General features: G+C 70.9%; 15 protein-coding genes. 4 read left to right on the forward strand and 11 right to left on the reverse strand.

Annotated features, from left to right (window positions below; translation table 11 throughout):
• Nucleotides 1-6: 6 nt before the first annotated feature.
• The 6 genes from GTZ93_RS36370 to GTZ93_RS36395 all read right to left on the reverse strand — a co-directional run bounded on the left by GTZ93_RS36370 (nucleotide 7) and on the right by GTZ93_RS36395 (nucleotide 17,581).
• Complete coding sequence (locus GTZ93_RS36370; protein ID WP_139921009.1) at nucleotides 7-6,462, reverse strand: non-ribosomal peptide synthetase; 6,456 nt, start codon at nucleotides 6,460-6,462, stop codon at nucleotides 7-9.
• Nucleotides 6,459-13,241: a polyketide synthase gene (locus tag GTZ93_RS36375; RefSeq protein WP_222595362.1), complete on the reverse strand. Its 6,783-nt coding sequence runs from the start codon at nucleotides 13,239-13,241 to the stop codon at nucleotides 6,459-6,461. Before GTZ93_RS36375 ends, GTZ93_RS36370 begins: the two co-directional genes overlap by 4 nt.
• A gap of 174 nt (nucleotides 13,242-13,415) precedes the next feature.
• The gene (locus GTZ93_RS36380; RefSeq protein WP_139922874.1) at nucleotides 13,416-14,294 is read right to left on the reverse strand and encodes an alpha/beta hydrolase; all 879 of its coding nucleotides are present in this window, start codon (nucleotides 14,292-14,294) and stop codon (nucleotides 13,416-13,418) included.
• On the reverse strand, nucleotides 14,291-16,039 hold the full coding sequence (locus GTZ93_RS36385; RefSeq protein ID WP_139922876.1) for a DUF885 domain-containing protein: 1,749 nt from the start codon (nucleotides 16,037-16,039) through the stop codon (nucleotides 14,291-14,293). The genes GTZ93_RS36380 and GTZ93_RS36385 overlap by 4 nt, the downstream gene beginning before the upstream one ends.
• A gap of 27 nt (nucleotides 16,040-16,066) precedes the next feature.
• The gene (locus GTZ93_RS36390) at nucleotides 16,067-16,654 is read right to left on the reverse strand and encodes an NYN domain-containing protein (RefSeq protein WP_120595105.1); all 588 of its coding nucleotides are present in this window, start codon (nucleotides 16,652-16,654) and stop codon (nucleotides 16,067-16,069) included.
• A gap of 39 nt (nucleotides 16,655-16,693) precedes the next feature.
• Complete coding sequence (locus GTZ93_RS36395) at nucleotides 16,694-17,581, reverse strand: LysR family transcriptional regulator (RefSeq protein WP_161663271.1); 888 nt, start codon at nucleotides 17,579-17,581, stop codon at nucleotides 16,694-16,696.
• Between the two features lie 113 nt (nucleotides 17,582-17,694).
• Between GTZ93_RS36395 and GTZ93_RS36400 the strand changes: the two genes are divergently transcribed.
• Nucleotides 17,695-18,627, forward strand: coding sequence for an MBL fold metallo-hydrolase (locus GTZ93_RS36400; protein WP_139919046.1), 933 nt, complete (start codon nucleotides 17,695-17,697; stop codon nucleotides 18,625-18,627).
• Here GTZ93_RS36400 and GTZ93_RS36405 read toward each other — a convergent pair.
• Nucleotides 18,560-19,573: a GlxA family transcriptional regulator gene (locus GTZ93_RS36405; protein ID WP_120579206.1), complete on the reverse strand. Its 1,014-nt coding sequence runs from the start codon at nucleotides 19,571-19,573 to the stop codon at nucleotides 18,560-18,562. The genes GTZ93_RS36400 and GTZ93_RS36405 overlap by 68 nt on opposite strands.
• A 163-nt stretch (nucleotides 19,574-19,736) precedes the next feature.
• Here GTZ93_RS36405 and GTZ93_RS36410 point away from each other — a divergent pair, with 163 nt between their 5' ends.
• Both GTZ93_RS36410 and GTZ93_RS36415 read left to right on the forward strand, forming a co-directional pair.
• Nucleotides 19,737-20,105 (forward strand): hypothetical protein, encoded by a 369-nt coding sequence (locus tag GTZ93_RS36410; RefSeq protein WP_139919045.1) that lies wholly within the window; start codon nucleotides 19,737-19,739, stop codon nucleotides 20,103-20,105.
• Nucleotides 20,102-20,431, forward strand: coding sequence for a DUF3817 domain-containing protein (locus GTZ93_RS36415; RefSeq protein ID WP_139919044.1), 330 nt, complete (start codon nucleotides 20,102-20,104; stop codon nucleotides 20,429-20,431). Before GTZ93_RS36410 ends, GTZ93_RS36415 begins: the two co-directional genes overlap by 4 nt.
• Here GTZ93_RS36415 and GTZ93_RS36420 read toward each other — a convergent pair.
• From GTZ93_RS36420 to GTZ93_RS36430, 3 genes are all read right to left on the reverse strand, one after another.
• Entirely contained in the window at nucleotides 20,418-20,645 is a 228-nt protein-coding gene (locus tag GTZ93_RS36420; RefSeq protein ID WP_139919043.1) for a hypothetical protein, read from the reverse strand. The genes GTZ93_RS36415 and GTZ93_RS36420 overlap by 14 nt on opposite strands.
• An 83-nt stretch (nucleotides 20,646-20,728) precedes the next feature.
• Nucleotides 20,729-22,108 carry a hypothetical protein gene (locus tag GTZ93_RS36425; protein WP_139919042.1) on the reverse strand — a complete coding sequence of 460 codons (1,380 nt, stop codon included), beginning with the start codon at nucleotides 22,106-22,108 and terminating at the stop codon, nucleotides 20,729-20,731.
• A 44-nt stretch (nucleotides 22,109-22,152) separates the two neighbouring features.
• Nucleotides 22,153-22,560, reverse strand: coding sequence for a MarR family winged helix-turn-helix transcriptional regulator (locus tag GTZ93_RS36430; RefSeq protein ID WP_167548617.1), 408 nt, complete (start codon nucleotides 22,558-22,560; stop codon nucleotides 22,153-22,155).
• Nucleotides 22,561-22,654: 94 nt separating this feature from the next.
• Here GTZ93_RS36430 and GTZ93_RS36435 point away from each other — a divergent pair, with 94 nt between their 5' ends.
• Nucleotides 22,655-23,740 carry an aldo/keto reductase gene (locus GTZ93_RS36435; RefSeq protein WP_139919041.1) on the forward strand — a complete coding sequence of 362 codons (1,086 nt, stop codon included), beginning with the start codon at nucleotides 22,655-22,657 and terminating at the stop codon, nucleotides 23,738-23,740.
• Nucleotides 23,741-23,746: 6 nt separating this feature from the next.
• Here GTZ93_RS36435 and GTZ93_RS36440 read toward each other — a convergent pair whose 3' ends face one another.
• On the reverse strand, nucleotides 23,747-24,667 hold the full coding sequence (locus tag GTZ93_RS36440; protein ID WP_139919040.1) for a LysR family transcriptional regulator: 921 nt from the start codon (nucleotides 24,665-24,667) through the stop codon (nucleotides 23,747-23,749).
• Nucleotides 24,668-24,727: the final 60 nt, after the last annotated feature.

The following is a 24,727-nucleotide window of genomic DNA, read 5'->3' on the forward strand; positions in this document are numbered from 1 at the left end:
GGCCGCTCAGTCCGAGCGCCCCGGCAGTTTCCCCTTCAGCTTATTGAACAAGCGTTGCGCCAGGGGAACAGAAGTCTCCGGAGTGGCAGTCTTTGGCGGCATGACGGGCTGCGTCCTGACGGCGGGCGTGGGAGCCGCCGCCGCGGGCGCCAGCTGCGAGGCCACCTGTTCCAGCGTGTTGAGCAGGAGCGTGCGCGGGTGCAGCTCCTGGCTCAGCTCCTTCTTGACGCGCATCACGACCTGGAAGGACAGGAGCGAGTGCCCGCCGATGTTGAAGAAGTTGTCGTGCACGCCCACCTGCGCGATGCCGAGGACCTCCCGCCAGATGCGCGCCAGGTGCTGCTCCGTCGGCGTGCGCGGCGCGACGAAGGCGTCCTCGACGGCGCGCGTGGTGCCCGCCGGAGGCGGCAGGGCCTTTCGGTCCACCTTGCCGTTCGGCGTGAGGGGCAGCGCCTCCATCTCCACGAAGTGCTGCGGCACCATGTACTGCGGCAGCTGCGAACGCAGGTGCTTGCGCAGCTCCGTGTCCGTGTAGGCCTGTCCCGGCTTCGTCACCAGGTACGCGACGAGGCGGCGGTCACCGGGGCGGTCCTCGCGAACGAGGGCGACGGCCTGGGCCAGTGACGGGTGCGAGGCAAGCGCCGCCTCGACTTCGCCCAACTCGATGCGGAAGCCACGCAGCTTCACCTGCGAGTCATTGCGGCCCAGGTACTCGACGGTGCCGTCGGCCAGCCAGCGGGCGAGGTCGCCGGTGCGGTACATGCGCTCGCCGGAGCGGAAGGGGTTGGGCAGGAAGCGCTCCTGCGTCAACTCGGGCCGGTGGAGGTAGCCCAGCGTCACGCCGTCGCCGCCGATGTACAGCTCGCCCGCGACGCCCACCGGCACGGGGGCCAGGTGCGCGTCGAGGAGGTAGAGCTGGGTGTTGGCGATGGGGCGGCCGATGCGAATGGAGGAGAGCGGAGGCTGCACGCGCCAGGTGGTGGACCAGACGGTGGTCTCCGTGGGGCCGTACATATTCCACAGGCTTCCGACGCGGGCGAGGAGCGACTCAGCCAGCTCGCGGGGAAGGGCCTCGCCACCGACGAGGGCCTTGAAGCCGGGGCGCGGCTGCCAGCCGGCCTCCAGCAGGAGGCGCCAGGTGGAGGGCGTGGCCTGCATGACGGTGACGGCGTTGGACTCCAGCGCGGCCTTGAGGAGCGCGCCGTCGGAGGCCGTGTCACGCGAGGCGAGCACCACCTGGGCACCGGTGGTGAGAGGCAGCAGCAGCTCCAGCACGGCGATGTCGAAGGAGAGCGTGGTGACGGCCAGCAGCACGTCCTGGGCAGAGAGGCTGGGGGCCTCCTGCATGGTGCCCAGGAAGTTCACCACCGCGCGGTGCGGGACGCGCACGCCCTTGGGCTTGCCCGTCGAACCCGACGTGTAGATGACGTACGCCACGGCCTCGGGCGTGACGGCGGGAGCTTCGGGGGCCGTGTCCGCCTGCGACGTGGTGTCCTCGACGAAGAGGGACTTCGCCGTGGTGGAGGGCAGGGTGCTCTGGAGCGCGCGCTGGGTGAGCACGAGCGAGAGCTGCGCGTCCTCGACCATGAAGGCCAGACGCTCCGGCGGGAAGCCGGGGTCGAGCGGGACGTAACCCGCGCCCGCTTCGAGGATGCCCAGCAGGCCCACCACCATGTCCGGGCCGCGCTCGGTGAAGAGGCCGACGAGGCTCCCGGCGGTGACGCCCTCCTGCTTGAGCGCGTTCGCCACCTGGTGGCTGCGCTGGATCAGCTGCTGGTACGTGAGCGTCACAGCGCCGGAGCGCAGCGCCACCGCGTCGGGCGTGGCCTGGGCCTGCGCGGCCACGAGCGTGTGGACGAAGGCGTTCCGGTCGAACGGCTTCTCCGTGGCGTTCCAGTCCACCAGCACGCGCTGCTTCTCCGACTCGGGAAGCAGCGGCATGCGCGACACCGGCACCTCCGCGTCGGACACCGCGGCGCGCAGCAGCGTGCGGATCTGCTCGAGCATGCGGACGACGGTGTCCCGCTCGAACAGGTCGGTGTTGTAGTCCATACCGCCGACGATGCCGTTCGCCGTCTCCTTCACCCAGAAGCTCAGGTCCAGCGGCGTCGCGTGCGCGTGCACGTGCACCTGTCCGTAGGTGAGGTCACCCAGGCTGGAGCCGCGGTTGCGTACGTCCTGGAAGGTGAAGAACGTCTGGAACAGCGGCGTGCGGCTCAGGTCGCGCTGCACACCCAGCTGCTGCATCAGCAGCTCGATGGGCATGTCCTGGTGGCCGAAGGCCTCCATGCACGTGGTTCGCACGCGCTCCAGCAGCTGCCGGAACGTCTGCTCCGGCGCCAGCTGCGTGCGAAGGACGAGCGTGTTGACGAAGAAGCCCAGCAGGTCCTCGACCTCCGGATGCGAGCGGCCCCGGATGGGCGTGCCCACGACCAGATCCTCCTGGCCGCTGTAGCGGTGCAGCAGCGTCTTGAACGCCGTGAGCAGCACCATGTACAGCGTCGCGTTGGACTCGCGGCCCAGCTTCGTGAGGGCGGCCACCTCCGCGCCGGTGAGCACGAAGGGCTCCGTGCCGCCCTTGAGGCTCATCTGCGCGGGGCGCGGCTTGTCCGTGGGCAGCTCCAGCGCGGGCAGGTTCCCGGAGAGCTTCCCCTTCCAGTAGCGCGCCTGCCGCTCCAGCTCCTCGCCCTGGAGCCAGTCGCGGTGCCACTCGGTGAAGTCCGCGTACTGGATGGGCAGGGTGGGGAGCTTGGGCTCCTGGCCCTGGGTGAGCGCGGAGTAGATGACGTCCAGCTCGCGCAGGAACACGTCGAACGACCACCCATCCCAGATGAGGTGATGGGGCATGAAGAAGAGGACGTGCTCGTTGGCGCCCAGCCGGAACAGCGTCAGCCGGAACAGCGGCGCGGCGGTGATGGGGATGGACTCGTCCGCCAGCGCCTGGAGGCGGCGCAGCAGGTCCTCCTCACGCGTGTGGGCAGGGACGGGCTCCAGGTCCACCGGCTCCAGCTCCACCGTCAGGGACGCGGCCACGTGCTGCACCGGCGTGCCCTCGTCCCACCGTACGAAGGTGCGCAGGGACGACTGGCGCTCCAGCAGCTTGTTGAAGCTGAAGCGCAGCGCGCCCACGTCCAGCGCGCCGTGGAGGCGGAACGCGGAGGGCAGGTTGTAGACGGCCGTGCCCGGGTTGAGCTGCTCCAGGAACCAAAGCCGCTGCTGCATGAGGGACAGCGGCGCGGGCGCGGTGCCGGCGCGGGCGGAGATGCGCTGCGCGGGGCTGGTGGCCCCGTCGTCGCCGCGCACCAGCCGGGCCAGCTTCTCCACGGTGGGCGCTTCGAACATGCGGCGCAGCGTGAGGCTGACGTCCAGGTCTCGGCTCGCGCGCGTGAGGGCCTGCGACGCCAGCAGCGAGTGGCCGCCCAGACGGAAGAAGTCCGCCGTGACGCTCACCCGGCGCAGCCCCAGCACGTCCGCGAAGATGGTCGCGAGCTTCTGCTCCGTCTCGTCGCGAGGCGCGACGAAGGCGTCCTCCTGCGACTCCACCTGCGGCGACGGCAGGGCCTTGCGGTCCACCTTGCCGTTCGGCGTGAGCGGCAGCGCGGGCAGGGCCACGAAGTGCTGCGGGACCATGTACTCCGGCAGCCCCTGCTTGAGGTGCGCGCGCAGGGCTTCGTCCGCCGGAATCGTCTGGCCGGGCCGCGCGATGAGGTACGCGACGAGGCGCCTGTCGCCAGGGCGGTCCTCGCGAACGAGGGCGACGGCCTGGGCCAGTGACGGGTGCGAGGCGAGGGCCGCCTCGACTTCGCCCAGCTCGATGCGGAAGCCGCGCAGCTTCACCTGCGAGTCATTGCGGCCCAGGTACTCGACGGTGCCGTCGGCCAGCCAGCGGGCCAAATCGCCCGTGCGGTACATGCGCTCGCCGGGGCGGAAGGGGTTGGGCAGGAAGCGCTCCTGCGTCAACTCCGGGCGGTGGAGGTAGCCGAGCGTCACGCCGTCGCCGCCGATGTACAGCTCGCCCGCGACGCCCACCGGCACGGGGGCCAGGTGCGCGTCGAGGAGGTAGAGCTGGGTGTTGGCGATGGGGCGGCCGATGCGGATGGAGGAGAGGGGAGGCTGCACGCGCCAGGTGGTGGACCAGACGGTGGTCTCCGTGGGGCCGTACATGTTCCACAGGCTGCCGACGCGAGCGAGGAGCGACTCAGCCAGCTCGCGGGGAAGCGCCTCGCCACCGACGAGGGCCTTGAAGCCGGGACGCGGCTGCCAGCCGGCCTCCAGGAGGAGGCGCCAGGTGGAGGGCGTGGCCTGCATGACGGTGACGGCGTTGGCTTCCAGCGCGGCCTTGAGGAGCGCACCGTCGGAAGCCGTGTCACGCGAGGCGAGCACCACCTGGGCGCCGGTGGAGAGGGGCAGCAGCAGCTCCAGCACGGCGATGTCGAAGGAGAGCGTGGTGACGGCCAGCAGCACGTCCTGGGCAGAGAGGCTGGGGGCCTCCTGCATGGTGCCCAGGAAGTTCACCACCGCGCGGTGCGGGACGCGCACGCCCTTGGGCTTGCCCGTCGAACCCGACGTGTAGATGACGTACGCCACGGCCTCCGGCGAGACGTCCTGCGCCGGGAGCGCGGACTCGGGCTGCGAGGCCGTGTCCTCGATGAGCAGGGGCTTCACGCTCGTGGAGGGCAGGGACGCCACCAGGGCCTGCTGCGTGAGGATGGTGGAGAGCTTCGCGTCCTCGACCATGAAGGCCAGACGCTCCGGCGGGAAGCCGGGGTCGAGCGGGACGTAGCCAGCACCCGCTTCGAGGATGCCCAGCAGGCCCACGACCATGTCCGCGCCGCGATTCGTGAAGAGGCCGACGAGGCTTCCGGCCGCGACGCCCTCCTGCTTCAGCGCGTTCGCCACTTGATGGGCGCGCTGGATCAGCTGCTGGTACGTGAGCGTCGCGTCCCCGGAGCGCAGGGCCACCGCGTCCGGCGTGGCCTGGGCCTGGGCGGCCACCAGCGTGTGGACGAAGGCCTGACGGTCGAACGGCTTCTCCGTCGCGTTCCAGTCCACCAGCACGCGCTGCTTCTCAGCGGCGGGCAGCAGCGGCAACCGCGAAACGGGCGCTTCCGCGTCGGCGACCACGCCCCGCAGCAATTCTTCGTAACATGACATCCAGCGGCGAACCGTGGAGCCATCGAAGAGGTCGGTGTTGTACTGGCACTCCAGCACCACGCGGCCATGGGCCTCGGCCGCGTTGATGAAGAGGTCGAAGTTCTCGTAGTGGCGCGGGTTGCTCGCCAGGGTGCAGGTGAGGCCCTGGAACGCCAGTTGCTCGCCCGTGACGGCCTGGTCCACGTTGAACAGCACGTTCACCAGCGGCAGACGGCTGGGGTCGCGCGGCAACGCCAGCTGCTTGAGCAGCGTGCCGAACGTGTACTCCTGGTGCTCGTAGGCATCGAGCATCGTGGTGCGCAGCTGCTTGAGCACCTGCGTGAAGGGCGCCTCCGCGGCGACGTTGCTGCGCAGGGGCAGCGCGTTCACGCAGTGGCCCACCAGGTCCTTCAGCCCGGCCACGGACTGGCCCGCGGCGGGGATGGCCACCACCACGTCCTCCAGCCCCGTCAGCCGGTGCAGCAGCGCCTTGAAGCCCGCCAGCAGCGTGGTGAAGAAGCTGCCGCCGTGCTTCGCGCCCACGCGCTTGAGCTGCTCCACGAGCGCGGGCTCCAGGACGTAGTCCTCACGCCGGGAGCTGTACGTCTTGGACGGCGGACGGCGCCGGTCCAACGGCAGCTCCAGCACCGGCAGCGAACCGGAGAACTGCTTCAGCCAATAGCGCTCGTGCTCCGCGTACTCCGGCGTCGTGGCCAGCTGGGCCTGCGCGCGGGCGTAATCGCTGAACGTGGGCGCGGGCGACAGCGTGTGCGGGGTGCTCCGCGCGTGCGCCGAATAGAACGTCGCCAGGTCGCGCAGCATCACCGCCATGGACCAGCCGTCGCACACGATGTGGTGCGCGGTCAGCGTCAGCAGGTGCTCTTCCGCGGACAGCCGGGCCAGGCGCGGACGCAGCAGCGGCCCGGACTCCAGGGGCAGCGGCGTCTCCACCTCCTGGGCCACGAGCTCACGGACGCGGGCGTCGCGCTCGGAGGGCGGCAGTGCGTCCAGCGCGAGCACCTCCAGCGGGAAGGGCGTGGTGGCGGCTACGCACAGCGTGAGGCCATCCGCGCTGAACGTGGTGCGCAGCGCTTCGTGCCGCTCGCTCAGGTCCTGGAGCGCGGCGCGCAGGGACTCGACGTTCAGCGGGCCGTGCAGCCGCACGGACATGGACTCGTTGAAGGCGCACGACGCGTCCGGGCCCATCTGCACGCCGGTCCACACCTCGCGCTGGGGCTCGGTGGACGGCGCGGTGAGCAGCAGCGCGGGCCCGGCGAACGGGTCGAAATCCTCGGGCAGGTCCTGAATCGGGGTCGCGGGGGTCTTCATCGGGTCTCGCTCAGCTTGACGAACTTGCCGGGCACCGTGGGGTGCGGGACGAACCAGGCAGGGTTGCCCTGCGGATCACGCCCCAGGCGGGCGCCGGGGACGGGGGGCTGGTTGGAATCGAAGGCGGCGGGGGCCTGCGTCTGGGCGCGGGCCGTGCCGGGTAGGAAGCCCGCGTCCTGCAGCTCCGTGACGCTGTCCTGGAACGCGGTGATGAGGCGCTGCAGGTCCGCGTCCGAGTGCGCCGTGGTGAAGAAGCACGGGAAGCCATCCCAGATGTGGATGCCCTTGTCGCGCAGCAGGCAGAACAGCAGGTCCGCGTTCGCGGCGTCCGCCGTGACGAACGTCTTCCACAGCGACCCGAAGTGCTTGATGCGCAGCGGAGCGCCCACCTCGTCGAAGAACGCGTTGAGCGTGGTGGCGAGCGTGTCCGCCTTGGCGCTCACGCTGCGCTGCAGCTCCGGGCCCGCGGCCTTCATGTGCTCCAGCGCGGCCTTCGCGGCGGCGAGCGCCAGCGGGTGGCGCACGAAGGTGCCCGCGAAGTACGTCACGCCCACCGTGGGCACGGAGTCGTCGCCGAACTGCCAGTGGCCGCCGTCCAGCGCGTCCATGAAGGGGCGCTTGCCCGCGATGACGCCAATGGGCATGCCGCCGCCCACGACCTTGCCGTAGGTGGCCACGTCCGCCTGCACGCCGAAGATGGACTGGGCGCCGCCCGGGTGCATGCGGAAGCCGGTGATGACCTCGTCGAAGATGTAGACGGAGCCGGACTTCTGGGTGAGGTCGCGCAGTTGGTGCAGGAACTCGCGCGGCTGGAAGTCCGGGCGGCGGCTCTGCACGGGCTCCACCATGATGGCGGCGAGCGAGTCCGCGCGGGCGCGCAGGATCTCGAGCGACTCCGGCGTGCCGTAGTCCAGCACCAGCACGTCCTGCACCGCGCCCGCCATGATGCCCGGGGCGGCCGGCACGGTGCGCAGGCTCTTGGTGCCTCGCACCAGCACCTCGTCGAAGATGCCGTGGTAGCTGCCGCTGAAGATGGCGATGGTGCTGCGGCCCGTGACGGTGCGGGCGATGCGCATCGCGCCCATCACCGCCTCGGAGCCGGTGTTACAGAGCGCCGCGCGGTCCGCGCCGGTGAATTCACAGACGAGCTTCGCGACCTCGCCGGCCAGCGGGTGCATGGGCCCCAGCTCGTAGCCGTCGTCCACCTGCTTGTGCACGGCCTGGGTGATGAAGTCCGGCGCGTGTCCGAACAGCACGGACCCGAAGCCGTTGAGCGCGTCCAGGTACTCGTTACCGTCCATGTCCCAGAGCTTGGAGCCCTTGGAGCGGTTCACGGCCAGCGGGTAGATGAGCTCCTTGAGCAGCGGGCGGAAGCCCGTCACCACGCGCGGATCCGACAGCTGGTTCCGGTTGTCCTGGGCGTAGCGCTTGGAGCCCTGCGTCTTCGCGTTGTAGCGGCGGGTGAAGTCCTCCAGGAACGTCTGCTGGCGGGGCGTGAGCGAGTCCTTCGGCGCCAGGCTGATGCGCGCGATGGCGCCGAAGGCCTTCTTCACGTCGTACTTCACCGGGCCCTTGAGGTCGGCCTCATCCGGCGCGGCGGCCGGAGCGGGAGCGGCGGGCTGGGCGGCCTGCGGCTGCGCGGCGGGGGCCTGCTGGGCCTGCGGCTGCGCGGCGGGAGCCTGGGCGAAGGCCTGCGGGGCCACGGCCTGCGCGGGCTGGCCGGACAGGAGCGCGAGCTGCTGGGTCATCAGCCAGAGTTGCTGCGCGACGACCGCCTGGAGGCTACCGGCGGGCGCGGCCATCGCCTGGGCCTGGAACGCGGCACCGGCGGAGGCGAACTGCGCGGGCGCGCCCTGGGCGGGGAATGCACCGACTGCGGGCACGGCCTGGGCCGGGAACGCGGTGCTCGCGGACGGAGCGGCCTGCGGCTGTCCGAGGATGTTCGCGGTCATCTGCGCGGCCGGCGCGGCGGCCACCGGGGCGGGCGCGGCCTCTTGCGGCATGCGGCCGTCGAGGTACGCGGCGAGCTGTCCCAGCGACGCGACCTCCTCCAACAGCTGCCGGAACGTCACCTTCACGCCGAACTGCTTCTGCACCGCGAGCGCCGCCTGCGTGAGCACCAGCGAGTCGAGCCCCAGCTCCAGGAAGCTCGCGCCCGGATCCGCGTCAGCCAGCTCCAGGCCACTCAGCTCCTCGAACAGGTTGCGCAGAGTGGGGACAAGACGCTCGGCACGGGGAACAGGGGCGGGACTCACGGCGACTCCGGTGGAGAGGGTGGGGGCGGGCACGGGCGCCCGCTCGAGGTCGATCCAGTGGCGCTGCCGCTGGAAGGGATACGTAGGAAGGGTGACGCGCTGGCGCTGCTCGTCGGCGTGGAAGGCCCGCCAGTCCAGGGCCACGCCCCGGCGCCAGAGCTGGCCCGCGGCGGTCAGGAGGGCGGTCCAGTCCGCGGCATCGCCGGTGGACTCGCCCAGGGAGGCGAACACCCGCGAGCGCTGGTCGGCCGTGGCCTGCTGCCGCGCCAGCGTGGCGAGCGTCACGCGCGGGCCCACCTCCAACATCAGGTGGTCGCCCTTGTCCCAGAGCGTGCGCAGCGCGGGGGAGAAGCGGACCGTGTCGCGAAGGTGCCGCGCCCAGTACTCAGGGGACGTCGCCTCGGAGTCCTTCAGCCACGTGCCCGTCGCGGTGGAGACGATGGGGATGCGCGGCTCGGACAGGCGCATGCCCTTCACCGTCTCCAGGAAGGGCGCCACCGCGGCGTCCATCATGGGCGAGTGGAACGCGTGCGACGTCTGGAGCATCCGGCACGCGGTGCCCTCCGCCTCCAGCGCGGCCTGCAACCGCTGCACGGCCTCCGTGGGCCCGGACACCACGCACAGGCGGGGCCCGTTGTCCGACGCGATGGCCATTCCGTCCGTCAGCTTGGGAGCCACCGCATCGGCGGACAGGCGCACCGACAGCATGCTGCCCGGCGCCTGCGCCTGCATGAGCTGGCCGCGCTTCGCCACCAGGTGCAGCGCGTCCTCCAGCGTGAAGACGCCCGCGAGGCACGCGGCGACGAACTCGCCCACGCTGTGGCCCACGAGCGCGCCCGGTCGCACGCCCCAGCTCCACCAGAGCTGCGCGAGCGCGTACTCCACCGTGAAGAGGGCCGCCTGCGCGAACGACGTCTGGCGCAGCGTCTCCGCGGCCTCGGGAGACTCTGGGTCCTTCGGGAAGAGCACCTCGCGCAGGTCGCGCCCGAGCAGCGGCTTGAGCACCTCCGCGCACGCATCCACCGTGGCGCGGAAGGCCGGCGCGTGGCGGTACAGCCCGTGCGCCATGTCTGGATGCTGCGAACCCTGTCCCGGGAAGAGGAACGCGACGGGCGGCGTGGACTCCAGCGCGGAGGCCTCCGGCTCGGCGGCCGTCAGCGCCCGCACCGCTTCCTCATGGGTGCCCGCCACCACGGCGCGGCGGAACGGGAACGCCTTGCGGCCCGTAGCCAGCGTGTGCGCCACGTCCGCGAGCGAATCCTCCGGATGCGCCTGGAGGTGCGCGGCCAGCCGCAGCGCCGCCTGCGTCACGGCCGCGGGCGTCTTCGCGGACAGCGTGAGGAGCTGGCGCGGCTTCGACGGGCCGGATGCGGGACGCTCCGGGGCCTCCTCCACCACGACGTGCGCGTTGGTGCCGCCCACGCCGAACGAGCTCACCCCCGCGCGCAGGGGGCCGGTGCCCTCCGGCCACGCGGAGCGCTTCGCCTGCACGAAGAAGGGGCTGCGCGGGAAGTCGATTTTGGGGTTGGGGGACTGGAAGTGCAGCGTCGGCGGCAGCTCGCGGTGCTTCAGCGAGAGCACCGTCTTCAAGAGGCCCGCCACGCCCGCCGCGGCGGTGAGGTGGCCGAAGTTGCTCTTCACCGAGCCGATGGCGCAGAAGCCCGTGTCGGAAGTGTGCGCGCGGAACGCCTGCGACAGCGCCTCCACCTCGATGGGGTCGCCCAGCGGCGTCGCCGTGCCGTGCGCCTCCACGTAGCGGATGGTGCGAGGGTCGATGCCCGCGTTCGCGTGCGCCGTCGCGATGGCGGTGGCCTGTCCCTCCACGCCCGGCGCCGCGAAGCTCACCTTGGCCGCGCCGTCGTTGTTGATGCCCACGCCGCGCAGGACGGCGTGGATGACGTCGCCGTCCGCCTGCGCGTCCGACAGGCGCTTGAGCACCACCGCGCCCAGGCCGTCGCTGAAGAGGGTGCCGGTGGCGTTCGCGTCGAAGGGGCGGCAGTGCCCGTCTTGGGAGAGCATGCCGCCCTCCTGGTACAGGTGGCCGGACTTCTGGGGCACCGTCACGGACGCGCCGCCCGCCAGCGCCACGTCGCACTGGTGCGTCTGGAGCGCCCAGAAGGCCTGCGCTACAGCGACGAGCGACGTGGAGCACGCGGTGTTGAGCGACAGCGCGGGCCCGCGCAGGTCCAGCTTGTGCGCGACGCGGGTCGCCACGTAGTCCTTCTCGTTGGCCACCATCGCCTGGAAGGCGCCCACCCGGCCCACGATGTCCTGCCGGGGCAGCACGTGCAGCGGCTGGTAGCTGTTGTTGTGCGTGCCCGCGAAGACGCCGACGAGGCCGGGGTACGTCTCCGGCACGCAGCCGGCGGACTCCATCGCCTCCCACGCCGTCTCCAGGAACAGGCGCTGCTGCGGATCCATCACCTGCGCTTCCTTCGGCATGATGCCGAAGAATGCCGCGTCGAACAGCTCCACGCCCTCCAGGGTGCCGCGCGCCCGCACGTACTCGGGGGCGTCGCGCTCGGCGGCGGGCACGGACGGGTCCACCTCCTCGCGCGTGAAGGTGGCGACGGACTCCACGCCGCCCACCAGGTTCTTCCAGAACGTCTCGATGTCGGGCGCGCCCGGGAAGCGGCCCGCCATGCCGATGATGGCCACCGGCTCCGCGCCGCCCGCCGCCTGCTGACGCTTCGCCTGCCGCGCCTCCGCCAGTTGCTTGAGCGACGGACGCGACGCATCCCCCGTCAGCACCGCCGCCAGCTGCGCCACCGTGGGGGACTGGAACAGCTGGACGATGGGGATCTCCAGCCCATGCGCCTGCCGCAGCCGCGCCACGCACTGGAGCGCGAGCAGCGAGTTGCCACCCAGTTCGAAGAAGCTGTCGTGCACGCCCACCCGGTCGATGCGGAGCAGCTGCGCCCACGCGTCCGCGAGCGTGCGCTCCAACGGCGAGCGCGGCGCGACGAACGCCTGCTGCAGCTCCGGCCGCGTGGGCAGCGGGGCGGGCAGGCTCCGGCGATCAATCTTGCCGCTGGGCGTGCGCGGCAGGGCGTCCATCACCACGAACGCGGAGGGCACCATGTAGTCCGGCACCCGCGTGGACAGGTGGCGCCGCAGCGTCCCGGCCGCGTGCTCCAGCGTGCCGTCCGGGACGACGTAGGCCACCAGCCGCTTGTCGCCGGGCACGTCCTCACGCGCCACCACCGCCACCTGCTTCACCGCGGGGTGGCTGCCCAGCGCGACTTCAATCTCGCCCAGCTCGATGCGGTAGCCGCGCACCTTCACCTGGCCGTCGATGCGGCCCAGGAACTCCACGTTGCCGTCCGGCAGCACGCGCGCCAGGTCGCCCGTCTTGTAGGCGCGCTCGCTGGTGCCGGGCTTGAGCGGGTGCGGCACGAAGCGTTCCGCCGTCAGCGCCTCGCGGTGCAGGTAGCCCTTCGCCAGGCACACGCCCGCGAGGAACAGCTCGCCGGACTCGCCCTGCGGCACGGGCTTCTTCTGCTCGTCCAGCACCAGCAGCTCGCAGCCGTCCACCGCCATGCCAATGGGCGGCAGCGCGGGCCACGTGTCGGGCGAGCCCCGGAGCACGTAGCTGGAGACGACGTGCGTCTCCGACGGGCCGTAGTGGTTGTGCAGCGCGCAGCCCGGCAGCGCGGCGAAGAACGCGCGCAGGTGGTGCGTCACCTGGAGCTGCTCGCCCGCGGTGACGACCTCGCGCAGGGCGGGCGGCACCTTCTGGTGCGAGGTGGCGATCTCCGCCAGGTTCTGCAGCGCGATGAAGGGCAGGAACAGCCGCTCCACGCGCTCGTCCGCCAACAGCTGCAACAGCAGCACGGCGTCCAGCCGCAGCGCGTCCCGCACCAGCACCAGCGTTCCGCCGGAGCACCAGGTGCCGAACAGCTCCTGGAACGACACGTCGAAGGACAGCGGGGAGAACTGCAGCGTCCGCGTGCCCGGCCCCGCGATGGACTGCTCCAGCTGCCACGCGATGAGGTTGGCGAGCGGCCGGTGTCCCATGGCCACGCCCTTGGGCGTGCCCGTGGAGCCGGACGTGTAGATGGCGTAGGCCAGCCCCTCCAGGCTCGACGCGTCCACCGGCGACGCCGGGGCCTCCGGAGCGAAGAGGGCAGGGGACTCATCCAGGCACAGCACCGGGCCCGCGAAGGCAGGCAGCCCCGCGCGCAGCTTCGCCTGGGTGAGCAGCACCGGCGCCTTCGCGTCCTCCAACATGAAAGCCAGACGTGGCGCGGGATAGGCCGGGTCCAATGGCAGATATGCGCCGCCTGCCTTGAGCACGGCCAGCACCGCCACCACCATCTCCACCGAGCGCTCCAGGCACACGCCCACGAGCACGTCCGTGGTGACGCCCAGGCCCCGCAGGTGGTGCGCGAGCTGGTTGGAGCGACGGTCCAGCGCCGCGTACGTCAGCCCCGCGCCTTCGAACCGGACCGCCTCGGCGTCGGGCGCCCGGGACGCCTGCGCGGTGAAACGCGCCACCACTGTCTGCATGAGCGCTGCGTCCACGGACTTATCCCCCAGGTCCATCAGACCGTCAGGTACCGAGCGTTTGAGATTGATGAGGATGGGAAAGACGGGCCAATCCGGTCACGCAGCATGCCATGCCTGGAAAGGAATGATCGCGTCTGGGCAGATTCCTTACATCCGGCCGACCCCTCGGCCGCTCCCCAGCCGCCACATTCAGAGAAAGCGCGAGAAGAACGCCAACACCCTGCGTGGATATTCTTCGGGCGAGGCCTGGAGGTAGCTTTCGTGCCCCGCACCCGGCACGCGCCACTTCTCCCACGGGCCTTGACCCTGGCGAAGCAGGTTTTCCAGGGCTGTGTCCGGCACCCATGGATCCGACTCGCCCGCGACCAGCAGGACGGGGCGGCCCGCGAGCGCGGCCATGTCCCGCGCGGGTTGCACGGCGTTCACGTCCACGCCCGCGCGCTTCATCACCCCCAGCGCCGGCCACAGGCCCAGGGGACCCCAGTGTCCCAGCTCGTCCTGGAGCGCCTGCGCGGGCGCCACGGCCGCGGCCTCCACCACCACGGCCTTGATGCGCGGATCCTCCGCCGCGGCCTTCAGCACCGAGTATCCCCCCAGGGAGAACCCGAGCGCGCCGATGCGCTTCGCGTCCACCTCCGGCTGGAGCGCGGCGAAGTCCACCGCCGCCCGCACCTGGGTCGCCTCGCGGTCGCCATAGGTGGACACCGTTCCGCCGCTCTCGCCGTGCGCGCCCAGGTCGAAGAGCACCAGCCCGTACCCGGCCCGGGCCAGGAAGCGGGCCTCGGGCAAGAGCTGCGTGCGGTTGCCTGACAGCCCATGGACCAGGACGACGAGCGCCCCGTCGCGCGGAGGCAGGTACCAGCCCTTGAGCTGGAGGCCGTCGCGGTCCTGGAACGCCACGTCGCGCAGGCCGGCGAACTCCGCTTCCTGCGGAGGACTGCCCACCGGTTGCCGGGGCGGGTGCACCTCCTGGGAGATGTAGCGCGCGCTGCGCACCGCGACCCAGGCGGCCATCGCCAGCAGGGCCACGCCTCCCAGCAGAAGCCCGGCGACGAGCGGACGCTTCACGCGGACTCCCGGGCCACCCAGGCGTCGAGCTTCGCCTCCAGCACGTCCAGCGGCAGCGAACCCGTCAGGAGCACCTCGTCGTGGAAGGACTTCACGTCGAAGCGCGTCCCCAGCGCGGCCTCCGCCTTGTCTCGCAGCGCGCGGATGCGCAGCTGGCCGACCTTGTACGCCAGCGCCTGTCCGGGCCACGCGATGTAGCGGTCTACCTCGTTGGTGACGTCCAGCTCCTGGCGCGGCGCGTTCTCCATGAAGAAGTCCAGCGCCTGCTTCCGCGTCCACCGCTTCGCGTGCAGGCCGGTGTCCACCACCAGCCGCACCGCGCGCCACATCTCGTAGGCGAGCTGGCCGAACTTGTCGTGCGGGTCGTCGTACAGGCCCAGCTCGTCGCCCAGGGACTCGCTGTAGAGCGCCCAGCCTTCATCGAAGGCCACGTAGGACGTGAAGCGGCGGAAGGCCGGCACGTCCGTCTGCTCGTTGGCGAGGCACACCTGGAAGTGGTGGCCGGGCACGGCCTCGTGCAGCGTCAGGGGCACCATCTCCCAGACGGGCCGCGTCTCCGGCCGGTAGAGGTTGACCTGGAAGGTGCCCGGGCGCGAGCCGTCCGCGGCGGCCGGGAAGTAGAAGCCCGTCGTCACGTCCGGGGCCATGGCCTCCGCGATGGGTTCGACCACGTAGGGGGTTTTCGGCATCGTCCGGAACAGCCGCGGGAGCAGCGGATCAATGCGGCGAGCCAGCGTCCGGTAGCGCGCGAGCAGCGACTCGCCCGTGGGTTCGTAGAAGCGCGTCTCCGTGCGCAGCGTGTCGAAGAAGCCCTGGAGCGTGCCGGTGAAGCCCGTGCGCGCCATCACCGCGTCCATCTCCGCGCGCAGCCGCTGGACCTCCGTCAGGCCCACCGCGTGGATCTCCTCCGGCGTCATCCGCGTCGTCGTGTGCCGGCGCGCGAGCACCGTGTACAGCGCTTCGCCGTCCGGGAACTGCCACACGCCCACCGTCTCCGGCGCGGCGGGCAGGTACTCCGTGGTGACGAAGTCCAGGGCGCGCTTCAGCGCCGGCACCACGGTGTTCGCGATGGCGTCGCGGCCCGCCTGCGCAAGCCTCCGCGCGTCCTCCGGCGTGAAGTCCTTGGGCATGCGGGTGAAGGGACTGAAGAAGCCGCTCTTCGTCGGATCCTTCACCACCTGCCGCTCCAGCTGCGGCGGGATGCGCTGGAGCACGATGCGCGGGTGGATGCGGTGCTGGCGCATGCCCTCGCGCATCAGCGCCACCACCTGATCCGCGTAGGCGCCGAAGCCCTCCAGCCGCTTCACCCAGTCCTCGTAGTCCCGCACCGTCTCGAAGCGCAGGGTGTCCGCGAGCTGGTACGCCGTCTGGAGCCCCGGCGGCTGCTTGAGCCCCTCCGGCAGGCCTCCCATCTGGTTGAGGGGCAGGAGGTGACTCTTCACCCCGTACTCTTCCAGCCACGTCTCGTGCATCCGGCGGAAGAGGTCCAGGTGCAGCCGGTCCGCGTCGCTGTCCAGCGCGGCGCGGTCCACGTCCTGGAGCCTGCGCAGCACGGCGTGGCTGTGCTGGTGATCCGCTTCCAGCGCCGTGAGGCTCAGGTCATCCCAGCGGTCATTCCAGCGCCGGTCCCCCAGGAGCGACGCGTAGGTGGGGTACTGCTGGAGCGAGTACTGCCACTCCGCTTCCAGCAGGGTGTGCAGCGAAGCGGACGCGCCGCCGCGCTGGGGGACGGACTGGGATGACATGGACGGACTCCGGCTTGGAAACCGCGGCTAGACGAACAGAGAAGGATCGAACTCGTCCACGTTGACCGGCAGCAGCCGGGGCAGGGGGCGCTGGAACACGCGGGCGTTGAGCTCCAGGTCGACGACCTTCAGGCCCAGCGGAGTCAGCTCGCGGAATTTCTGGCTCACGTACTCGCGCAGGCCCAGCACGGCGACCTGGCGTTTCTCTTCGAGCAGGGGCTTGAGCGCCTCCGCGAAGTCCGCGCCGTCGTGGCTGGCCAGGCCGACCGCCGCCTGCGGGCGCTGGGTGCGGATGTTCTCCAGGAGCTTGAGGATGCCCAGGTCCACGACCTTCTGGTCCGGACGGCCGTGCAGCAGCGCCACTTCACAGCCCGCGGACTTCAGCGCGCGCACGAAGCCAATCATCGCGTCCGGCAGCTGCTCACCCCGAGAGTTGAGCACCACCACGCAGCGCACCGGCTTGGGGAAATACGTGTCGCAGAAGGCGACGAGCCGGTCGAACTGCACCCGGTCCTGTGGCTCGGGCTTGCGCCCGACGATGTTGGAGACGGCCCAATCGACGTTCTCGGCGTCGATGAGGACGTAGGATGCGGCGGCGGGGCGGACGGATTGCATGGCGGGCACAATACGCGGGCTGCCGGCCGTTGGGGGTTTTCATCGACCCAGGCGAATTCGTTGGAACTCCTCGCGCAACAGCTCTGACACACGCCGCACCCGGGGAATGTCCAGCGCGGACTTCGCGCACACCAGGTGGGTCTGACTCCGGGAGAAGGGCCCCAGGTCCACGTCCAGAGGGACGAGGCGCGAGGGGCGGGTGAAGCGGTGCGCCATGCGCGCCATCACCATCGCGCCCAGGCCGGCCTCCGCCGCCGCGAGCAGCACCAGGTAGTTGTCCGCGGTGAATGACGGACTGAAGCCGGGGATCATCGACTCCAGTTGGGGGTTGGGCGGGACGGCTTCGAAGGGGGGCGCCCAGGCCACCCAGGGCAGCTGCTGGAGCGATGGCTTCTTCGGCAGCCGGGCCTTCAGGGCCTTGGACACGAAGACGGCGTTGGGGACCTCCAGCGTGTCCACGAGCTTCAGGTCCGCGCTGGTGGGAGGCCGTCCGCGCAACGCGAGGTCCGCCTCACCGCGCCCCAGGTCCAGGTATTGAATCTGGGATTGCACCTCCAGGCGCAGGCCCGGGTGCTTCTGGGAGACGAAGGCGGCGAAGGGGGCCAGGAAGTCGAAGCTCATGTAGGGCGTGGCCGTCACGCGCACGATGCCCCGGGGCGAGCTGTCCGCGGACTCCGCTGCGCGGTGCAGCTCCCCGGCCCACTCCGCCATCTTCTTCGCGGGCACGAGCAACCGCTCTCCCGCGGACGTGAGCGCCGCGCCATCCACGCTCCGGCGGAACAGCGCGGAGCCCACCGCGTACTCCAACGCGGCCAGCCGCCGGCTCACCGTGGGTTGTCCGATGCGCAGCCTCCGCGCGGCCCCGCTGAAGCTGCCCGTCTCCGCGATGGCGAGGAACAGCCGGGCGTCGTCCCAGGAGATATCCATGAATGGATGGCATCATGCCGATTTCGCGGATTCCCATCCATGAGCGCATCGCGCATCGTGCCGCCTGTCCCGAACGCCCGGTGCCTTGCGCCGGAAGGAAGAAGGTGTCCGTCATGAAGTCCTCCCTGCTCGCGCTCTGCCTCTGTGTCGCTGGGTTCGCCACCGGCTGCGCCACGTCCTCGCACGGCGTCCAGAAGTCCGCGCTCGGCGTGACGCGGCCGGCGGACGCGCTGCTCGCGGAGCTGGACGTGCCCGGGCCGGTGGAGTTGGAGACCGTCACCTCGTGCGACTGGTCCGTGAATCGCAGCGGCCTCATCAACCTGGACCACCCGACGGCGAAGGCGGCGCACCTGGAGGACGGGGACGAGCCCGTGCAGGTCTTCTTCCACGCGATTCGTCATCCCACGAAGGGCATGTACATCGTGGACACCGGGGTGGAGACGGCGCTGCGGGACGCGCCGGACCGCGCGGCGCTGGGCGGCATCGTCACGAGCGCGATGCACATGGAGAAGATGACGGTGCTGGCGCCGCTGGGCGAGTGGCTGGCGAAGCAGCCCCAGCCGCTCTCTGGCGTCTTCCTCACGCACCTGCACCCGGACCACATCAGCGGCATGGCGGACGCACCGGCGGGGACGCCCGTGTACACCGGCCCGGGTGAGGCGGGCCTCCGCGCCTTCCGGAACCTGGTGGTGCAGGGCGCCACGGACCGCGCGCTGGAGGGCAAGCCGGCGCTGTCGGAGTGGAACTACACGGCCGACCCGAAGGGCCTCTTCGACGGCGCGGTGGACGTCTTCGGGGACGGCTCCGTGTGGGCGCTCTGGGTGCCGGGGCACACGCCGGGCAGCACCGCGTACCTCGTGCGCTCCACGAAGGGGCCGGTGCTGCTGTTGGGCGACGCCAGCCACACGCGCTGGGGCTGGGAGCACGACGTGGAGCCGGGCTCCTTCACGGACGACGGGCCCCGGGGCGTGGAGAGCTTCAAGAAGCTGCGCGCCTTTGTCGCGGCGCACCCGGCGGTGGAGGTGCGCTTCGGCCACCAGCACTGAGGCGTTCTGCTCCCCGGAACGCGCGGCGGTAGGCGAGGGGGCTGGTGGTGACGAAGCGCTGGAAGTGTTCGCGGAAAGAGGTGGGCGAGCCGAAGCCCACTTCTTCAGCGACGGCCTCCACGGACTGCTCGGTGGTCTCCAGCAGGTACTGGGCGCGGCGCACGCGGGCGTGGAGGAGCCACTGGAGAGGAGTGGTGCCGGTCTGCTCCCGGAAGCGGCGGCTCAAGGTGCGCTCGCTCATCGCCGCCTTCCGGGCGAGGGCTGGGAGCGTCAGTGGCCGGTCCAGGTGGTCCTCCATCCAGTGCAGGAGCGGCTCCAGCGACGCGCCTTCGGGGGCGGGAGGCACGTGGGTGATGAACTGGGACTGGCCGCCGTCGCGCTCCAGCGGCATCACGGCCAGCCGCGCAGCGTCCGCCGCCACCGCGGCGCCATGGTCGCGCCGCACCATGTGCAGGCAGAGGTCCAGCCCCGCCGCCGCGCCCGCGGAGGTGAGGAACTGGCCGTTGTCGACGTAGAGGACATTCGGATCCACCTGGATGGACGGGAAGCGCCGGGCCAGCTCCTCCGTGGCCATCCAGTGCGTGGTCGCGCGCAGCCCATCGAGCAGCCCTGTCGCGGCCAGGAGGAACGCTCCCGAGCAGATGGACGCGATGCGCGTGCCCCGGCCCGCGGCCGCGCGGAGGACCTTCACGAGCCTGGGCGGCACGGGCCCGGAGACATCCGTGATGCCGGGCAGGATGATGGTGTCCGCGCGCGCCAGGGCGCCCAGGCCATAGTGGGTCTTCACCCGGAACGCGCCCGCGTGGACTTCCGGCGTCAGTCCGCAGACGCGGACCTGATAGCCGGGGCCGCCGAAGGGCAGCCGCACATGGCGGAAGACCTCGGTGGGAATCGAGAGGTCGAAGGGCACCACTCCGTCCAGCGCGACGATTGCCACGGTGTGCATGTCGGGACGATGCCAGGGCTGGTGGGTTCCCGCCAAGGTAAGTCGTGGCGGGAAGTCGTCGAAAGATGGCGTTTCCGCCACTTACGGTGGGCGTGGGGCCCGTGTCATACGGACGGGGCTTCGTGGCGATGGCCGCCACGGCGTGCCAGGGACGTGTGACGGGGTGTTGATCTACCGCTTGCTGCTCCTGCTGAAGTTCGTGGGCGTGGTGCTCTACGGCGGCGGGCTCGTGGGGGCGCTGGTCGCGACGGAGTCCCGGGACCGCAAGCGCGCGGTGCACGCCATCGCGTCACCGGGGTTGGTGGTGACGTGGACGGCGGGCTACCTGCTCACGCTCCAGTTCAACATCGCGTTGACGGAGGCGTGGATCCTGGGCGGGTTGACGCTGTCTCTGGTGTCGCAGCTGGCGCTGGTGGCCATGGCGTCCCGTGGGCGGCGCACGGTGGCGGGGGCGCTCTGGGCCGCCGTGCCGTTCTTCTGCGTGCTGGTGCTGATGGTCTTCCGGCCGCGCTGGCCCTGGGTGGACACATGAATGCGCTGAGACAGCTGCGGTGGGTGGCCTTCCTGGAGGGGATGTCCTTCCTGGGATTGCTCTTCATCGCGATGCCGGTGAAGTACCTGTTCGCTCAACCCCTGGCGGTGCGGATCACAGGCAGCGTCCACGGGCTGTTGTTCCTGCTCTTCGTGTCCTCACTGTTCCGCGCGGCATCCGAACACGGCTGGACGGCGCGCCGTTCGCTCGCGGTGTTCGGCGCGTCGCTGGTGCCGTTCGGGAACTTCGTGCTGGACCGCTCGCTGCGGCGGGAGGAGCGGGAGCAGGTGCGAAGCCGCTCCGCCGATGAACTCACTCCCGATTGAGCTTCAGGCGCAGGTCGACGGCGCCCTGCCGCGCCTTCTGCACGGCGAGCAACCAGTCCGCCCAGACGGCGGGGTCCGCGGGAGTGCCGTCATCGAGCAGGGACATGCTTCCCAGCAGGCCGCCCAGTTCGTCCGAAGGGGTCAGCCCGTACAGCCCCTTGAGGTATTCGTACATCGCCGCATAGGCCTCTTGGATCGTGAGCACGTTTTCCATCTCGGCCTCGTGGACGCATCCGTCGCCAGTTCCGAAGCAACACCGAGGCCACGTCCGGATGGACGCAGCCCCGGGGGCCACACCTACCGCAGCCGGAACGAGCCCTCGGAGATGATCAGCAGCTCCACGCCGGTGGTGGCCTTGGGGCCGAAGGCCACCAGGGTGGCGGTGGCGCCGCCTCGCACCGCGGCGTCATAGGTGGCGAAGGCGTTGACCACCGCGTCCGAGAGCGCCGTGGCGGATGCCTTGCCGGACTGTTCCATCACCGTGCCCAACGTGGCTTCGAGCGTCGTGCCCGCCTGCGCTCCCGCGTGCACCGCCGAATCGAAGGCGAGGTAGTTGCTGCTCGTCACTCCCAGTTGCGCGCCCATCACGGACGAGCTGCCGCCGGTAGCGAGGCGGGTGTTGTAGCTCGCCCAGGCTGTCGAGGCGTCGCTGGCCGACGTGGCGGAAAAGAGGTTCGAGCGCAGCAACGTGGCGGCGAAGTTCGCCTCCTGCACCGCCACGTCGGTGGCGCCCGCGCCCTCGAGCAGGGCGTTCACGGCGGCTTCGGTGGCCCGGGCCTCCAGCGCGGCCGCGGCCCGTACCGACGCGTCCGCGACCGCGATTCCTGCTCCCGAGGACAGCCGCGCGTTCACCGCCATGCGATAGGCCACGCTGGCCTCGCGCTCCGCCTGCTGGTCCTGCGCGTCGTTCGCCTGGGGCGTGGCGGCGCGCACCGCCGCGAAGAACGTGTTGTACGCGTCCTCCGCGTACAGGTCGCCGGCATCCAGCGTCGCGTCCAACCGCGCGGACGCGTCCAGAGACGCGCTGAAGAGCTGTTCCTGCGTGACGACCACGCCAGCCCGGGCATACGCCTTGATCCGCGTCGCCTGCGCCGCGCGCACCGCCGCGCCCAGCGCCTCCACCGACTCCGCCGCCGTCGCCTTGAGTTGGCCACGCACCGCCGCCGCCTGCTCCGCGTTCAGCCTCGCGCGCAGGTCCACCGTGTCCACGCCGTCCGGCGAGTCCCCGTCCCGAACCATCTGCACGAAGACCTCCGCCTCCAGCGAGGACTCACTCGTGATGGGCGGCGCCGTGCGCACGTACTCTTGGGGCCTGGGCGTCGTGGAGTCCAGCACCGCCGAGCCCACCGTTGCGCCGGATGCGCTCACCGCCTCGATGATCAGCCGCTGCCCCGGGTCGTCCAGCTCCAGCGTGTAGCTGCCATCCGCGACATCGGCCTCCGCCAGCGTCGTCAGATCGCCAGCCGCCACCACGCGGCTGATCCGCACCTTGACCGCCGCCGAGACCGTCCCGTCCCCAGCCAGTGCGGGCGCGCCGTCGGTGAGTCTCTGCGACTGATGACCGCCTCCGTTGGTGACGTGCCCATGGACCGTCACCTTGTCGCCGCCACCGCAGGCCGCGAGCATCCAGCACACCAGTGCACCCAGAACCACTTCACCCGCGCGACGTGTCTGCATGGCCGGGATTACGCACCAGGGGCGCGGCAGGATTCAAGCCGCCGTCAGCTCAGCTTCTCGAGCAGGCTCCGGAGCTCGGTCTGCTCCGCCGCACTCAAGCGACCGAGCCGCGCGCCGAACGCCTCCGACAGCATCGCGAGCCCCTTCGCCGCCACCTTGCGACCCGCCGGGGTGACCTGCAGCCGGTGCCGTCGCAGGTCCTCGGCGTCAATCTCCCGGCGCAGGAAGCCCGCCGCCTCCAGCCGCTTCACGTACACCGTCACCGTCGGCTTCGGCATGCTCAGCGTCGCCGCCAGCTCGGCCGGGTAGGGGTGCTCCTCCACCTGCGTCAGCACGAACAGCTCCTTCGTGTCCAACCCCAGCCCGGCGATGTCGGGGGAGACACCGGAGATGACCGACATCAGCAGGTTGTAGTTCAGCGACCAGATCTTCGCCGGGTCGATCTTCGACATGAGCCCTTGCGCGGAAATTGGTACAAAATTAAATCAGTTCAAGGCTGAACCAGTTCGGCCTCCCTGAAACGGTAACACATCCCCAGGAGACCCCATGCCTCTCGACCACTACGTGACGCTCGGCCGCTCCGGCTTGCGCGTGAGCCCGCTGTGCCTTGGTGCGATGACGTTCGGTGAAGACCTTGGCTGGGGGACCAGCGTGGAGGAGTCCCAGCACATCATCGACCGGTTCATCGAACTGGGCGGCAACTTCATCGACACCGCGAACTTCTACACGAAGAGCCATTCCGAGAAGATCCTCGGTGACCACGTCGGCAAGCACGCTGCCCGGCGCGACCGCCTGGTCATCGCCACGAAGTTCAGCGGCAACCTCTACCCCGGCGACCCGAACGGGGGCGGCTCCGGCCGCAAGTCCATCATCTCGGCGTGCGAGAACTCGCTCCGCCGCCTGCAGACCGACTACATCGACCTCTACTGGCTGCACAACTGGGACAAGCACACGCCCATGGACGAGACGATGGCCGCGCTCGAGGACCTGGTCCGGGCCGGCAAGGTCCGCTACCTCGGCGTCTCCGACACGCCCGCCTGGAAGGTCGTCGAAGCCAACGTCACCGCGCGCTTCCGGGGCTGGTCGGCCTTCATCGGGTTGCAGATTGAGTACTCGCTGCTCGAGCGCAGCGTGGAGCAGGAGCTGGTCCCCATGGCCCTGGAGCACGGGCTCGGCATCACCCCCTGGTCCCCGCTCAAGAGCGGCGCGCTCAGCGGCAAGTACACCCGCAAGAACGCGGGCCAGCTGAAGGGAGACCGGGGCGCCTTCATCGAGCCCTACCTGAACGAGAAGACCTACACCGTCGTCGACGCGCTCGAGGCCATCGCCCGCGCGCATGAGAGCACCCCGGCGCGCGTGGCGCTGGCCTGGGTCATGGCGAAGCCGGGCGTGGGCTCGACCATCATCGGTGCGCGGCGGATCGCGCAGCTCGAGGACAACCTGAAGGCCGCCGACGTGAAGCTCACGGCCGAGGAGATGGGGCGCCTGGATGAGCTCACGAAGCCCGCGTTCGGGTTCCCGCAGAGCATGGAGCCCATGTTCCCCGCCATCCACAACGGCGGGACGACGGTGAACGGAATCCAGATGCCGGCTTCTCCCTTCGGCGTGGAGAAGGGCGACAAGGTCTACTGACCGCTGTCACCGGCGAGGCCGGGGCTTCGTGCCCGGCCTGGCCTCCTCGCGCGCGAACGCATCCGCCACGAAGTCCACGAACACGCGGACGCGGGGCGACAGGTGCCGGCGCTCCGGGTAGACGACGAACACATCGGGCCCCGGCGAGTGCACCGCGCCGAGCACGGCCCGCAGCCTTCCGGACGCCAGCGCCTGCGTGGCGACGAACTCCGGGATGCGCGCGATGCCCACGCCCTCCTGCGCCAACGTCAGCAGCGCTTCGTTGTTGTCGGACGCGAAGGGGCCGGGCACGTCAACCTCCTTGCCATCCAGCCGCCACGGGACGCGCTGGCCGCCGCGCAGGTAGGTCAGACACGCGTGGCGCTGGAGGTCCGCCACCTTTCGCGGCGTGCCGCGCCGGCGCAGGTACGCGGGCGAGGCGCAGATGACGGCGCGAGACTCTCCCAGCCGCCGCCGCACGAGCCGCGTGTCCGCGCTCTCCCCCATGCGCAGTCCCACGTCCACGCGCTCCTCCACCAGGTCGATGAAGCGGTCCGTGAGCCCCAGCGCGCACTGAATCTGGGGATACGCGGCGAGGAACGCCGGCAGCCGTGGCACCAGCCAGTGACGGCCCAGGTCCATGGGCGCGGTGACGTGCAGCGGGCCTCGTGGGCCTTTCGATTCGCGCAGCTCGCCCTGCGCCGCCTCCAGCTCCGCCACGATGCGCTGGCCCCGTTCGAAGAGGGACAGCCCCTCCGGTGTCGGCTGGAGCCGCCGCGTGCCGCGCTGGAGGAGCAGCACTCCCAACCGGCCCTCCAGGCGGGCCACCGTCTTGCTGACCGCGGATGGGGACACGCCGAGCGCCCGGGCCGCCGCGCTGAAGCTGCCCGTTTCGAGCGTGCGCACGAAGGCACCCAGCCCTGCGAGCGGCTCCTGGATGAGGGTCATTCGAGAACTCTAGGAACAGGACATGTGCCCGGCAAGCCACTACCCGTCCATGGGGGAACA

It is taken from the genome of Corallococcus exiguus (genome assembly GCF_009909105.1).
Lineage (GTDB): Bacteria > Myxococcota > Myxococcia > Myxococcales > Myxococcaceae > Corallococcus > Corallococcus exiguus.